We start from the raw sequence: 273 nt of genomic DNA on the forward strand, positions 1-273 counted from the left end.
ACAGAGCCGCGACCACGTTGCCGGCGTTTCCATAGCTCGCGCTGGGCTCTATGAAGGTGCTTAAAGCGTTCAGCCAGGTCATCACCGTTCTTCACCGTCAAAGTCACCAAAAAAGGCCTCAGAGCCGTTTTCTCGGATCGGATGACCTCCCACCTATCCAAGTAGGCTTTCATCGACTTAGCGCCCCGTCTAATGGCACACAGAGGGCAAAGCAGGTGCTTCATGCAGAAGCTGGCCGCATGCAGCCTCACAGCGTCGATGGTGAAGTAGTGC

1 protein-coding gene is annotated in these 273 nt (G+C 56.0%); it reads right to left on the reverse strand.

Annotated elements, in window-relative coordinates; genetic code table 11:
- Positions 1-251: protein rep (locus ABG80_RS23050; protein WP_268761012.1), on the reverse strand; the 251-nt coding region annotated here is incomplete at its 3' end.
- Between the last annotated feature and the right edge of the window lie 22 nt (positions 252-273).

The organism is Aquabacterium parvum (assembly GCF_001447195.1).
Lineage (GTDB): Bacteria > Pseudomonadota > Gammaproteobacteria > Burkholderiales > Burkholderiaceae_C > Aquabacterium > Aquabacterium parvum.